At 64.8% G+C, this 12,661-nt stretch carries 11 protein-coding genes; 2 read left to right on the top strand and 9 right to left on the bottom strand.

Annotated elements, in window-relative coordinates; translation table 11 throughout:
- Positions 1–6 precede the first annotated feature (6 nt).
- From CLV47_RS03280 to CLV47_RS03265, 4 genes are all read right to left on the bottom strand, one after another.
- Positions 7–1,635, bottom strand: coding sequence for a serine/threonine-protein kinase (locus CLV47_RS03280; protein ID WP_106347577.1), 1,629 nt, complete (start codon positions 1,633–1,635; stop codon positions 7–9).
- A 116-nt stretch (positions 1,636–1,751) separates the two neighbouring features.
- On the bottom strand, positions 1,752–2,585 hold the full coding sequence (locus CLV47_RS03275) for an enoyl-CoA hydratase-related protein (RefSeq protein ID WP_106347896.1): 834 nt from the start codon (positions 2,583–2,585) through the stop codon (positions 1,752–1,754).
- 22 nt (positions 2,586–2,607) lie between these two features.
- Positions 2,608–4,431: an ABC-F family ATP-binding cassette domain-containing protein gene (locus CLV47_RS03270; protein ID WP_106347576.1), complete on the bottom strand. Its 1,824-nt coding sequence runs from the start codon at positions 4,429–4,431 to the stop codon at positions 2,608–2,610.
- A 14-nt stretch (positions 4,432–4,445) separates the two neighbouring features.
- A complete protein-coding gene (locus CLV47_RS03265) occupies positions 4,446–6,479 on the bottom strand; it encodes a protein meaA (RefSeq protein WP_337589557.1) in 2,034 nt (677 codons plus the stop codon).
- Positions 6,480–6,601: 122 nt separating this feature from the next.
- Between CLV47_RS03265 and CLV47_RS03260 the strand changes: the two genes are divergently transcribed.
- Entirely contained in the window at positions 6,602–7,063 is a 462-nt protein-coding gene (locus tag CLV47_RS03260; RefSeq protein WP_106347895.1) for a MaoC family dehydratase, read from the top strand.
- 33 nt (positions 7,064–7,096) lie between these two features.
- Here CLV47_RS03260 and murA read toward each other — a convergent pair whose 3' ends face one another.
- Positions 7,097–8,392 (bottom strand): UDP-N-acetylglucosamine 1-carboxyvinyltransferase, encoded by a 1,296-nt coding sequence (gene murA / locus CLV47_RS03255; protein WP_106347574.1) that lies wholly within the window; start codon positions 8,390–8,392, stop codon positions 7,097–7,099.
- Between the two features lie 85 nt (positions 8,393–8,477).
- On the opposite strand from murA, the gene CLV47_RS03250 reads away from it, so the two are divergent.
- Positions 8,478–9,059, top strand: coding sequence for a cob(I)yrinic acid a,c-diamide adenosyltransferase (locus CLV47_RS03250; protein WP_106347573.1), 582 nt, complete (start codon positions 8,478–8,480; stop codon positions 9,057–9,059).
- A gap of 196 nt (positions 9,060–9,255) precedes the next feature.
- Here CLV47_RS03250 and CLV47_RS03245 read toward each other — a convergent pair whose 3' ends face one another.
- The 4 genes from CLV47_RS03245 to CLV47_RS03230 form a co-directional block, all read right to left on the bottom strand.
- The gene (locus tag CLV47_RS03245; protein ID WP_146135266.1) at positions 9,256–9,690 is read right to left on the bottom strand and encodes a DUF2550 domain-containing protein; all 435 of its coding nucleotides are present in this window, start codon (positions 9,688–9,690) and stop codon (positions 9,256–9,258) included.
- 130 nt (positions 9,691–9,820) lie between these two features.
- Positions 9,821–10,210 carry a F0F1 ATP synthase subunit epsilon gene (locus CLV47_RS03240; RefSeq protein ID WP_106347571.1) on the bottom strand — a complete coding sequence of 130 codons (390 nt, stop codon included), beginning with the start codon at positions 10,208–10,210 and terminating at the stop codon, positions 9,821–9,823.
- A 51-nt stretch (positions 10,211–10,261) separates the two neighbouring features.
- Positions 10,262–11,707, bottom strand: a complete 1,446-nt coding sequence (gene atpD / locus CLV47_RS03235) for a F0F1 ATP synthase subunit beta (RefSeq protein ID WP_106347570.1) — start codon at positions 11,705–11,707, stop codon at positions 10,262–10,264.
- Positions 11,708–12,655, bottom strand: a complete 948-nt coding sequence (locus tag CLV47_RS03230; protein WP_106347569.1) for a F0F1 ATP synthase subunit gamma — start codon at positions 12,653–12,655, stop codon at positions 11,708–11,710. It abuts the gene before it with no gap.
- Positions 12,656–12,661: the final 6 nt, after the last annotated feature.

Genomic DNA, 12,661 nt, shown 5'->3' with positions numbered 1-12,661 from the left:
CGTCGGTCATTTGAGCGCGATCACCAGAATCGCCACGACGACGAGCACGACCAGAATTATGATGCCAGCGGCAATGAACTTGCGATCGTTGTTAGCGGATGCGGGCTGCGGTGGTGGCAACGGAGCTGACTGTGGGTCGGCGCGCCGTAGTGGCAGCGGAGCTGACTGTGGGGCGGTGCGCGGTCGCGCCGGGGCGCGATGTCCGTCTGCGAAATGCTGGCTGACCGGAATGCTGGATAGTCGTCCCACCGGCATCGGTCCCGGAGATCGCACGCTGCCACTGTCGGGGCGCCGTCGACTGCCGATCGGCGGGATGATCTCGACCGGCGACCACGTCGACGAGGTACGCGTGGTCGGTGACGATGCCGTAGCAGGTGCGGCCGCGGTGGCGTGCCACGAGGTGATCTGCTCGATCCGAGCGATGAGCGAGTCGAGCTCGTGCGGGTGCCGCGCCCCCTGCCGCTCAAACCCGACCACTCGGGAGAGATCCCCGCTTTGCACGGTGATCTCGATAAGCACGTCGTTGTCAATCACCCGCTCGAGCGGAAGCCGCGGCGGCAGGTCGAAGAAGCGCGCTGCGCGTACCAGCGTCTCGAGGGCCCCGCGCTCGGCCGTGGATACCGTCACGGTGTCCACCGGTCCGAGCTCGAGCTTCGGTCCACCCCGCGACGCGAACTGGCGGACGATAAGGGTGTACGGCGGTCGCGGCCGTACGCCGGCCGAGTTGCGCACGACCTCATGATCGGTGTCAGCACGCAGCGGACTGGCGCGCAACGAAGGCTCGTCACTCACCTTGAGCGCTTCGCGTGCGGCGTTGCTGAGCTCACGGCACGACTGGTAGCGCTCGGCAGGGTTCTTGGCCATGGCCTTGCCGATCACCGCGTCCATGGCCTTCGGTACGCCGAAGACCTTCTCTGACGGGCGCGGAGGGTCGTCCTTCAGTTGCGCGTTCATGGTGGCGAACGGCGAGGTCGTCGGGAACGGCACTCGGCCGGTAAGCAGCTCGAACAGCACGCAGCCGAGCGAGTAGATGTCCGCACGATGGTCGACCTTCTCGCCCTCGATCACCTCGGGCGCGGCGTAGGCAAGAGTCGCGAGCAGGTTGCCTGCACCGGTGAGCGAGCTGCCCTCATGCATCGACTTGGCGATGCCGAAGTCGGCGAGCAGGACTTCTTCAGGGTCGGACCGGTCCGGCGCCGGGGCCAGCAGGATGTTGGCGGGCTTAACGTCTCGGTGCAGCAGCCCGGTGCGATGCGCGTAGTCCAGCCCCGCGGCGACTTCGGCAACGATGTGTACGGCGCGATCGGCGTGCATTGGTCCGTTGCCGTCACGCAGCGCCTTGGACGCGTCGGTGCCCGCGACGTATTGCATGGAGATCCACAGTTGATCGTCGTACGACCCACGGTCATATACCGCGACGATATTGCGGTGGATCAACTGCGCGGCGATGTCTGCCTCACGCTCGAACCTGGCGCGGTACGTCGCATCGGAGAACAGTGCCGAACTGAGCAGCTTCAGCGCGTCGCGACGCGGCAGCCGAGGATGCTTAGCCAAATAGACCGCGCCCATGCCTCCGGTACCGAGCACACCCTCAATGGTGTACCCGGCGAAGGAATCGCCCGCGTGGTAAGCCATACCTGCCCCCGCTAGTCACACTTAGCACCAACTATAGGCAGTCGCACGGCCAAACACACTCAGTTACGTTGCGCGGTGACCTGTGCTGATGCGCGAACGGCTCACCGGCGATATCCCTAGCGCGGCCAGACAGGCTTGCGCTTCTCGACGAACGCGTTGATGCCCTCTTGCGCATGATCGGTCTGCGACGCTGAGGCCATGACCTCGATCGCGTAGGTGTAGGCATCGCGCTCGGGACGATCGAGCTGGTTATAGATCGCCTGCTTGCCGAGGGCCTTGGCCGTGCGGCTTCCGCCGGAGAGGCGAGTGACCATGTCGGCGATCGCCTCGTCGAGCTTGTCGTCCGGTACGGCGTAGTTGATCAGGCCCCATGCCTCGGCGGTCTTGGCGTCGATCGTGTCACCGGTCAGCGCCAGTTCCATGAGGTGCTTGCGGCTGATATTGCGCGATACGCCGACTGATGGTGTGTGGCAGAACCATCCACCCTTGCCGCCGGGCAGCGCGAAGCCGGCGGACTCGACCGCGATCGCTAGGTCGCATGAGGCGGCGAGCTGGCAGCCACCGGCCGTAGCCAGTCCGTGGATTCGCGCGATGACGACCTGAGGCGTCATCTGGATCGTCTGCATGAGCTCGGTGCACACACTGAGCAGCCGGCGTACCTCATGCAAGTCACGGCCCTGGAGATCGGCGAAGTCGTGACCGGAGGAGAAGACCGGGCCGTCGCCGGCGAGCACGACGACCCGCGCGTCGGTGGTACCGGCGTACTCGAACCCGCGGATCAGCTCACGCATGTGATCCTCGGACAGCGAGTTGCGGCGGCGCGCGCGATCCATGGTGATCGTGATGACCTGATCGGCGCGTTCGACCCGGATGTGCTCGAACTGCGGAGCCTCGGCGGAGGCGGTATCAGCGGGGGTGGCGGCTACAGGTGCATCGGCAAGATCAGTCATACCGTCCACTGTAACCACGCGGTCACTCCTCCGCGAGTTCGACCGCCGCGAACCACTCCAGCTCGAGCTCTTCGCGCTGCCTATGGATCTCACGCAACTGCCCTTGCAGCGGCCCGAGCTTCTCGAAGTCGCTTGCGTGCTCGGCCAGTTGATCGTGCAGGCCGGCTTCTTTCTTGTCCAGAGTCGCCATCTGACGCTCGATACGGGAGGCGGTCTTGCGCGCGGTACGACGCTCCGCGGCGCTTATCTCACCCGACGAGTCAGCGTCCGGCCGTGCGTCCTCGGCATCCTGTGCGCGCGCGTCGGCCAGCACCCGCCCGGTGGTGATCGGATGCCGGGCGCGCCGGGTGAGGTACTCGGCAACCCCACCGACAAGGTGGGTCAGCTTGCCGTCACCGAGTACGGCGTACAGGTCGTCACACACCCGCTCGAGCAGAAACCGGTCGTGCGAGACGACGACCAGGGTGCCAGGCCATTCGTCGAGCAAGTCCTCGAGCGCGCTGAGGGTGTCGACATCCAGGTCGTTGGTCGGCTCGTCAAGGATTAGCACGTTGGGTTGGCGCATGAGCGTGCGGACCATCTGCAAGCGCCGCCGCTGCCCACCGGAAAGGTCGCGTACAAATCGCTTGTGCGTCGAGGCGGCAAAACCGAACCGCTCCAGCAACTGTCCGGCCGTCAGGTCCTTATCGCCGATCCGGATCAATGTCGCGAGCTCCGACACCGCCTCGATCATCCGCTGACCGGGGTCGAGCTCGGCAAGGCTCTGACTCAGATGCCCCACCCGCACGGTCTTACCGATCTCGCGAAAGCCGCTGGTCAGATCCTGATCGCCGAGCATCGTGCGCAGAAGCGTCGTCTTGCCGGCCCCGTTTGGGCCGAGGATCCCGTACCGCCCGCCGGGTGCCAGATGCCAGGTGAGCCGGTCGAGGATGACGCGTTCGTACGACGTACCGGAGTCAAAGGAGACCGTGGCGTCCTTAAGGTCGACCACGGTGCGGCCCAATCGGGAGGTCGCGGTCGCGACGAGCGAAACCCGGTCGCGTGGTGGCGGAACATCCTCGATCAGTGCGTTGGCCGCCTCGATCCGGAACCGCGGCTTCGACGTGCGTGCGGGCGGTCCGCGACGCAGCCAGGCTAGCTCCTTGCGGGCGAGGTTGCGGCGCCGCTCTTCGGTGACGTCCGCGACCCTGTTGCGCTCGGCGCGGGCGAATACCCAGTCGGCGTAGCCACCGTCGTACATGTTGATCTTCGAGTCCGTGACCTCCCAGGTGCGGTTGCACACCACGTCGAGGAACCACCGGTCGTGCGTCACGACCACCACTGCGCCGGAAAACCCGGCCAGATAGTCGGCGAGCCAGCCCACGCCTTCGATGTCGAGGTGGTTGGTCGGCTCATCGAGGATCAGCAGATCGACGTCGCTGACAAGTGCCGCGGCCAGGCCGACCCGTCGCCGCTCGCCACCGGACAGGCTGCCAACCGCGGTGTCGAGGCCGAGACCGAGCAGTCCGAGGCCCTCCACCACCTTCCGGACGCGCGGATCGCTGGCCCAGTCGTGCTCGGCGTCATGGGACGAACCCGGCACGACGAGCTCGCGGATCGTCGTACCGTCGTCGAAGTCATCAGACTGTCCGACAAACGCGATGTGCAGGCCACCCCGCATCGACACCCGGCCCGAGTCCGGCGTACTCCTACCGGAGATGACTCCGAGCAGGGTCGACTTGCCGGAGCCGTTGAGACCGACGACGCCTATCCGGTCGCCGTCGGCGATACCCACGGACACCGCGTCCAGCACCGGCGTGACGTCGTACTGGACGGTAACCGAATCGAGATTTACCTGGTTTGCCACAGAAAGACTTGGTCCTAAACGGGTTCGGGTACGTCGGCGAGCACGCCGTTGGCCTCGGCGACCACCGTGACAATGCCGTCCATGATTTCGTTGAGCTCGTAGTCCTTGGGAGTGAACACCCGGGCCACGCCCCCGGCAATCAGCGTTTTGGCATCTTCGTCAGGGATGATGCCTCCGACGATGACCGGGACGTCCTCCATACCGTTGGCGCGCAGTCCGGCGACGACCGCAGGAACCACCCCCATATGCGAGCCGCTCAGCACGGACAACCCGACCACGTCGACATCTTCTTCCACGGCGGCGGCGACGATCTGCTCCGGTGTCAACCGAATACCCTGGTAAATGACCTCGAAACCGGCGTCTCGGCCGCGGACGGCGATCTGCTCGGCGCCATTGGAATGCCCATCCAGGCCGGGTTTGCCGACGAGCAGCTTGAGCCGGCCGCCGAGCTTCTCGCTGAGCTCGTTGACGCGCTTGCGTACGGCACCGAGTGCCTCTCCGGCCTCGGATGCCGCGGACACCGACGAGACTCCGGTCGGCGCCCGAAATTCGCCGAATACCTCCCGCAGCGCCGATGACCATTCGCCGGTGGTGACGCCGGCGCGCACGCATGCGAGTGTCGCCTCCATCAGGTTGTCGGTGGTGCCGGCCGCGGACTTCAGCCGGGCGAGCGCTTTTCGCGCCGCGTCCTCGTCGCGTTCCGACCGCCATTTCTGCACAGCGACGATGGCGGCCGCCTCGACCGCAGGATCAACGGTCATGATCGCCGGCTCGGCCTCACCAGTCAGCGGGCTCGGCTCCGTGGTCTGAAACTTGTTGACGCCGACGATGACGTCGGCACCGGTCTCGATCCGGCCGCGGCGCTGGGCGAGCGAGTCGACCAGTGCACTTTTCATGTAGCCGGCCTCAACCGCGGCGACCGCGCCGCCCATCTTCTGGATCTGCTGCATCTCTTTGCGCGCACCCTCGGCGATATCGGCGACCTTCGCCTCGATCACGTGGCTGCCGGCCAGGATGTCGTCGTACTCGAGCAGATCGGATTCGAACGCGAGCACCTGCTGCATGCGCAGCGCCCACTGCTGATCCCACGGGCGTGGGAGGCCGAGCGCTTCGTTCCACGCCGGCAGCTGGATCGCACGGGCCCGAGCGTCGCGCGACAGCGACACCCCGAGCATCTCCAGCACGATCCGCTGCACGTTGTTTTCCGGCTGCGCCTCGGTGAGTCCGAGCGAGTTGACCTGCACGCCGTAGCGGAATCGGCGCATCTTAGGGTCTTCGACGCCGTACCGCTCCTTGGTGATCTCGTCCCACAGCACGCCGAACGCGCGCATCTTGCAGGTCTCCTCGATGAACCGCACGCCGGCGTTGACGAAGAAAGAGATCCGCCCGACAACCTTGCCGAACTGGTCGGCCGGCACCTGCCCCGAGTCGCGAACCGCATCGAGTACGGAGACCGCCGTGCTCAGCGCGAAGGCGACTTCCTGCACCGGCGTCGCGCCAGCCTCCTGCAGGTGATAGCTGCAGATGTTGATGGGGTTGAACTTCGGCATCTGCAGCACGGTGTAGGCGACCATGTCGGTGATCAGCCGCATCGACGGCGCCGGCGGGAATACGTACGTGCCGCGCGAAAGGTATTCCTTGACGATGTCGTTTTGCGTCGTACCGGCGAGCTTGCCGACGTCGGCGCCCTGTTCCTCTGCAACTACCTGGTAGAGCGCGAGCAGCCACATCGCGGTGGCATTGATGGTCATCGACGTGTTCATCTGCTCAAGCGGGATGTCCTCGAACAGCATCCGCATGTCACCCAGGTGCGTCACCGGTACGCCGACTCGCCCGACCTCGCCCTTGGCGAGCTGGTCGTCGGGGTCGTAGCCGGTCTGGGTGGGCAGATCGAAGGCGACCGACAAACCGGTCTGGCCCTTGGCGAGGTTGCGCCGGTAGAGCGCGTTCGACTCGGTCGCCGAGGAGTGCCCGGCGTACGTCCGCATCATCCAAGGACGATCGCGTTCGGGCGATGAGGGGTACGGCATATCGGAAAACCTCCGCAGGGATGGGAACCCTCATCGTACTGGCGAGTAGCTCGGCCGCGCGGTGGTGGTCGCCAAACCGCGTGTGGTTCTATACGTTGAAGGCCGACATCGGTTCACCAAAATGCGACAAAGGAGTTCTTATGGCAGAAGTCAAGGTATTCAACGGAGTCGACGATCTGAAGGCCAACGTCGGCATCGAGCTCGGCCCGACCGACTGGTTCGAAGTGACGCAGGATGCGGTAAACCAGTTCGCCGATGCCACCGGCGACCACCAGTGGATCCACATCGACGTCGAGAAGGCCAAGCAGGGGCCATTCGGCGGCACGATCGTGCACGGCTTCATGACGTTGTCGCTGTTGCCGATGTTCAGCCCGATGCTGTCCTCCGTCGAGAACGTGAAGATGGGCGTCAACTACGGCTGTGACAAGGTGCGTTTCCCGCACCCCACACCGGTCGGCTCCAAGGTGCGTGCCACGGCGAAGCTCGTCGAGGTCACCGATATCGCGATGGGCTCGCGCGCGACGTGGGACTGGACGATCGAGGCCGAAGGCATCGACAAGCCGGTCTGTGTCGCACGGATGCTGTCGGTCGTCGTACCGTAACCCGCTTTTAGCGCCACCTGCTTCGGCCCGCCATCACGTCGATGGCGGGCCGAAGTAGTCTTCGTCCGGTGCATGGATCCGTCGTACGTCGGCGCCCAAAGCGCTGAGCTGCTGCTCGAACCCGGGATAGCCGCGGTCGATGTGATGTACGTGCGCGACGTCGGTAAACCCGTCGGCAACCAGCCCCGCGAGCACCAGACCCGCACCGGCCCGGATGTCCGTCGCCTCCACCGGTGCGCTCGACAGCCGCTCGGTACCGCGAATCGCGGCATGATGGCCGTCAACCTGAATCGACGCGCCCAGCCGAATTAGCTCGTTGGTAAACATGAAGCGGCCCTCAAAAACGTTCTCCGTCACAATCGAGCTACCTTGGGCGATCGAGTCGAGCGCGATCGCCATCGGTTGTAGATCCGTCGGGAACCCTGGGTACGGCAGCGTCCGTACGTCGATGCTCTTGGGTCGATCATTCATCCGTACCCGGAACCCGCGCCCGTCGGTCAGATGTGTGTCGATCATTGCCCCACTGGCGCCCAACAGATCCAGCACGCGCTCCAGGTGCGCTGCGGTGGCGCCTCGCACGGTGACGTCGCCTCGCGTCATAACCGCTGCCATCGCCCAGGTACCGGCAACTATCCGGTCAGGCACCGTGTCGTGTTCGACCGGCTTCAACTGCGACACCCCGTCCACCACGAGCGTCGGGGTCCCCTCGCCTTCGATCTGCGCACCCATCTTGTTGAGGAACTGCACGAGGTCGATGATCTCCGGCTCGCGTGCGGTGTTGTCGATGACGGTGCGCCCCTCCGCCAAGACTGCCGCCATAAGGATGTTCTCGGTCGCGCCGACACTTGGGAAGTCAAGGCGGATGGTGGCGCCATGTAGCCGATCCGCCCGAGCAATGAGAAACCCGTGCTCGCTGTGCACTTGCGCGCCAAGCTGCACAAGCCCCGCAACGTGCATGTCGAGCCCGCGCGAACCGATAGCGTCGCCGCCGGGAAGCGCCACCTTCGCGTGCCCCCAGCGCGCAACGAGCGGTCCAAGAACCGCGATCGACGCGCGCATCCGGCGTACCAGTTGGTAGTCGGTCTCGGTACTGGGGTCTTCCGGCACGGCAATCGTCAAAGTGCCTCCGGAAAACCGGACCTGACAGCCCAGTCGGCGCAGCACCTCGGACATGATCGACACGTCGAGAATGTCCGGTGCACGGTTGATCGTCGTCGTTCCGGGAGTCAGCAGGGTCGCCGCCATCAGCTTGAGCACACTGTTCTTAGCGCCGCTGACGGTCACCTCGCCCTCGAGGCGCGCGTTACCGCCGACCCGGAAAATATCCATCCGACGATGATATTGGGCGGCGCGCCCGCGCGACGTACCCGGCTGCGACGATCGGGCCACATTCACCCCGGGTAACCTCAAGCGCATGGCCGTTCATCTGACGAAGATCTATACCCGCACCGGCGACGCCGGTACCACCGGACTCGGTGACTTCTCCCGAATTTCCAAGACCGACGAACGACTGACTGCGTACGCCGATGTTGACGAGACCAACTCGGTCATTGGCCTGGCGCTGTCACCGCTGTGTGCCGCGGATATCCCGGACCGGCTGCGCGAGGTACTCGTGCACGTGCAGAACGACTTGTTCGACGTTGGCGCGGACCTGTGCACCCCGCCGGCGGAAAACCCGAAGTACCCGCCGCTGCGGATCGAGCAGGACTACATCGACCGCCTCGAGGGCTGGTGCGACGAGCTCAACGAAGGTCTGGCCAAGCTGGACAGTTTCATCCTTCCCGGCGGTACGGCGGGAGCGGCCTACCTCCACCTGGCCCGCACCACGGCACGGCGCGCCGAGCGATCGATCTGGGCGGCGGTCGAGAAGTACGGCGACAAGATCAGCCCGCTGACGGCTAAGTACCTGAACCGGCTCTCGGACCTGCTGTTTATCGCGGGCCGCCTCGCTAACCCCGGCGGCGACGTGAAATGGATACCCGGCGGCGACCGCTAACCCGCCCCACAATCGGTCACGAATGTCCCGCGATCCGTCGCGTGCGACCAATTGTGGTGGCGTTCGCGCACGGCGGATCGTACATTTGTGCCATTTGACAGCAAGATTTCGCCATCAGCGCTGCAGAGCCATACATCTGTGTGCGGACGAGGTACGAAGTCACGGATCGCGCGGACTTTCTCAAGGATCGTGGAGGCTAGAAGTCGCTCAGGCCATTGCGGTAACCAGGCGGCACCGATTCCCACCACGACAGCAGACCGGTCGACGCGCTTTTGCTCAGTGCGATGGTCTGCGGGCCATGCGCCGACGTGCACTCGAAGATGACCGCGTCCGGCGGGATCCACGTCAACTCGTCCGCGCGTGGCGAACGCCGCCCGCTGATGCTGCCGTCGCTGCGGCTAAATCGCTCGGCCGGCCCAGGCCGCAGGGAAGCCAGCCGATACCACCGTAACTCGCCGCCGCTAAACGTCGCGACACCTAATGCCCATCCCCCGAATGGCCCGCGCCCGCGATGCACGCTCATCTCGATGGCACCACGGCTAGTGACCAGGACCCGCCTGCGCACGAGGAACGCGACCAGCAGCACGGCCATCACGGCGATCAGTAACAGCACATACCACGCAATATGCACTGGCCGCCCCTAAATTTGATTCTGTGGACCTGCAGATTCGATGCTGCCCGTCGGGCTCACCGGCCCGACGCTTCCCGCTAAAACAAGTTCGCACCCAGACAAATGCCTGGGTGCGAACTATTGTGAACTATCAACTTCTGGACTTCGACGCCGCGGTGAGTCTTGCGTTGGCCCGAGCGGCCGCGGCGGCCTGATCGGGGCTCTCACCGTCACCGGCCCGGTCGAGGGCCCGTTCGGCGCGTTGGACATCAATTTCGTCGGATAACTCCGCCGTCTCGGCCAGGATCGACACTCCCTCAGCGGTGACCGACAGGAAACCGCCGTGGACGGCGGCAATCAGATTCGACTCGCCGGTGCGATGAATCTGTACGACGCCTTGGTCTTCAGACAGCTGACCGAGCACCGGTGCGTGGCCCGGCATTATGCCGAGCTCACCCTCGGTGGTCCGGGCGATAACCATATCGGCCTCGCCGGACCAGATCAGCCGCTCGACAGAGACCAACTCAACCTTCAGTGGCATGAGGTTGGCGCTCCTTTCGATACCTATAAGAGTTTACTGAGCAGGTCGGAGTTACTTGAGCTTCTTCGCGTTGGCTTCGAGGTCCTCGATGCCACCGCACATGAAGAACGCTTGCTCCGGAAGGTGGTCGAACTCGCCCTTGGCCAGTCGATCAAACGCGTCGATCGTCTCGGCGAGCGGAACCACCGAGCCTTCCTGGCCGGTGAACTGCTCGGCGACGAGCAAGTTCTGCGACAGGAAGCGCTCGATGCGGCGGGCGCGTCCGACGAGGAGCTTATCCTCTTCGCCGAGCTCATCGATACCGAGAATCGCAATGATGTCCTGGAGTTCTTGGTAGCGCTGCAGGATCCGCTTGATCTCCTGAGCGACGCGGTAGTGCTCGTCGCCGACGATTGCCGGGTCGAGGATGCGCGAGGTAGAGGTCAGCGGGTCAACGGCCGGGTAGATGCCCTTTTCGGTGATCGGACGAGACAACTCGGTCGTCGCGTCGAGATGCGCGAAGGTCGTGGCCGGCGCCGGGTCGGTGTAGTCGTCGGCAGGCACGTAAATGGCCTGCATCGAAGTAATCGAACGGCCCTTGGTCGAAGTGATGCGCTCTTGCAGCTCACCCATCTCGTCCGCCAGCGTCGGCTGGTAACCCACCGCGGACGGCATCCGGCCGAGGAGGGTCGAGACCTCCGAGCCGGCCTGAGTGAACCGGAAAATGTTGTCGATGAACAACAGCACGTCCTGGTTCTGCACATCGCGGAAGTACTCCGCCATGGTCAGCGCCGACAGCGCCACGCGCATACGAGTGCCTGGCGGCTCATCCATCTGGCCGAAGACCAACGCCGTGTCCTTGATGACGTCGGCCTCGGTCATCTCGAGGAAAAGGTCGTTGCCCTCACGGGTGCGCTCACCGACACCGGCGAACACCGAGGTGCCACCGAAGTTCTTAGCGACACGAGTGATCATCTCCTGGATGAGCACCGTCTTGCCCACACCCGCGCCACCGAACAGGCCGATCTTGCCACCCTGGACATACGGCGTCAGCAGGTCGATGACCTTGATGCCAGTCTCGAGCATCTGGGTGCGGCTCTCAAGCTGGTCGAAGGCCGGCGCCTTGCGGTGGATGCCCCACTCTTCGCCAGACAGCTTCAGATCGGGTTCGTCGAGGCACTTGCCGAGGGCGTTGAACACGTGGCCCTTGACCTGGTCGCCGACGGGCACCGAGATGGCGGCGCCGCTGTCCTTGACCGGTGCGCCTCGGACGAGACCGTCGGTGGGCTGCATGGAGATCGCGCGGATCATGTTGTCGCCAAGGTGCTGCGCGACTTCGAGCGTCAACGTCTTGGCCATCGCCTCAAGGGTGATCTCGGCCGACAGCGCGTTGAACAGGGCCGGCATACCGTCGCGTGGAAACTCCACGTCGACAACCGGCCCGATAACCCGGACCACGCGGCCGACGGCGTTGCCGCCGACGTTCTTGGCCGCGGGCGCTTCAGTGGTTGCGGTCATTTAATCGTCACTTCCTGCACTGGCGAGCGCATCGGCGCCGCCGACAATCTCGCTGATTTCCTGGGTAATTTGCGCTTGTCGTGCCTGGTTAGCCTCGCGCGTGAGGTTCCTGATGAGGTCGTTGGCGTTATCCGTTGCCGACTTCATCGCCGTACGACGTGCCGCCGACTCGGATGCCGACGACTCGAGCATCGCGGCGTAGATGCGGGTGTTGAGGTACTTCGGCAACATCGCATCGAGCAGGCTGGTCGCGTCAGGTTCAAACTCGTACGACGGCGGCACCTTGCCCTCGTCGCGGGCCGCGTCGTCGGCATCGGCGTACTCGATGACCAGCGGAGCGACCCGGGTCGCCGTGGCTTCCTGGGAGAGCATCGACTTGAACTGGGTATAGACGATATGGATCTCGTCGAAGCCGACGATACCGTCCTTGCCGCCACCCTGCTCGTCGTCGTCCGCGCCTGCGACGAAGCCTTTCATCAACGCCGATGCGGCCTCGCGAGCGTCGTCGTACGAGGGCTGCTCGGAGAAGCCGGTCCACGAACCGGCGAGCTCGCGCTCACGGAACGTGTAGTAACCGACCCCACGGCGACCGGTCACGAACAGCACCGGCTCCTTGCCCTCGCTGCGCAGCAACTGCTGCAGCTCCTCCGCTGTGCGAATCGCGTTGGTGTTGTAGCCGCCGCACAGCCCGCGGTCCGCCGTCACCAGCAAGATCGCGGCCCGCTTCGGGTCGTCGCGTTCGACCAGTAGCGGGTGGTCGAGCGTCGCCGAGCCAGCCAACGCCGACATGACGCGAGTCATCTCGGAGGCGTACGGCTTAGCCGCGGCGGCCTTCGCCTGCGACTTGGAGATCCGCGTGGTCGCGATGAGCTCTTGCGCACGCGTGATCTTCTTCGTCGAGTTGACCGAGGCAAGTCGACGTTTCAGATCGCGAATGGAAGCTGCCATCTTCTA

This window comes from Antricoccus suffuscus, from assembly GCF_003003235.1.
In the GTDB taxonomy this organism is placed as follows: Bacteria; Actinomycetota; Actinomycetes; order Mycobacteriales; family Antricoccaceae; genus Antricoccus; species Antricoccus suffuscus.
The sequence above is the reverse complement of the archived record's forward strand: the minus strand, read 5'-3'. Positions and strand labels throughout refer to the sequence as shown.

Bases quoted from the DNA above. Each gene is read 5' to 3' on its own strand.
- CLV47_RS03260 (WP_106347895.1), top strand. From the start codon at position 6,602: ATGGCAGAAGTCAAGGTATTCAACGGAGTCGACGATCTGAAGGCCAAC.
- CLV47_RS03230 (WP_106347569.1), bottom strand. From the start codon at position 12,655: ATGGCAGCTTCCATTCGCGATCTGAAACGTCGACTTGCCTCGGTCAAC.
- CLV47_RS03240 (WP_106347571.1), bottom strand. From the start codon at position 10,210: ATGCCACTGAAGGTTGAGTTGGTCTCTGTCGAGCGGCTGATCTGGTCC.
- murA (WP_106347574.1), bottom strand. From the start codon at position 8,392: ATGGATATTTTCCGGGTCGGCGGTAACGCGCGCCTCGAGGGCGAGGTG.
- atpD (WP_106347570.1), bottom strand. From the start codon at position 11,707: ATGACCGCAACCACTGAAGCGCCCGCGGCCAAGAACGTCGGCGGCAAC.
- CLV47_RS03280 (WP_106347577.1), bottom strand. From the start codon at position 1,635: ATGGCTTACCACGCGGGCGATTCCTTCGCCGGGTACACCATTGAGGGT.
- CLV47_RS03250 (WP_106347573.1), top strand. From the start codon at position 8,478: ATGGCCGTTCATCTGACGAAGATCTATACCCGCACCGGCGACGCCGGT.
- CLV47_RS03275 (WP_106347896.1), bottom strand. From the start codon at position 2,585: ATGACTGATCTTGCCGATGCACCTGTAGCCGCCACCCCCGCTGATACC.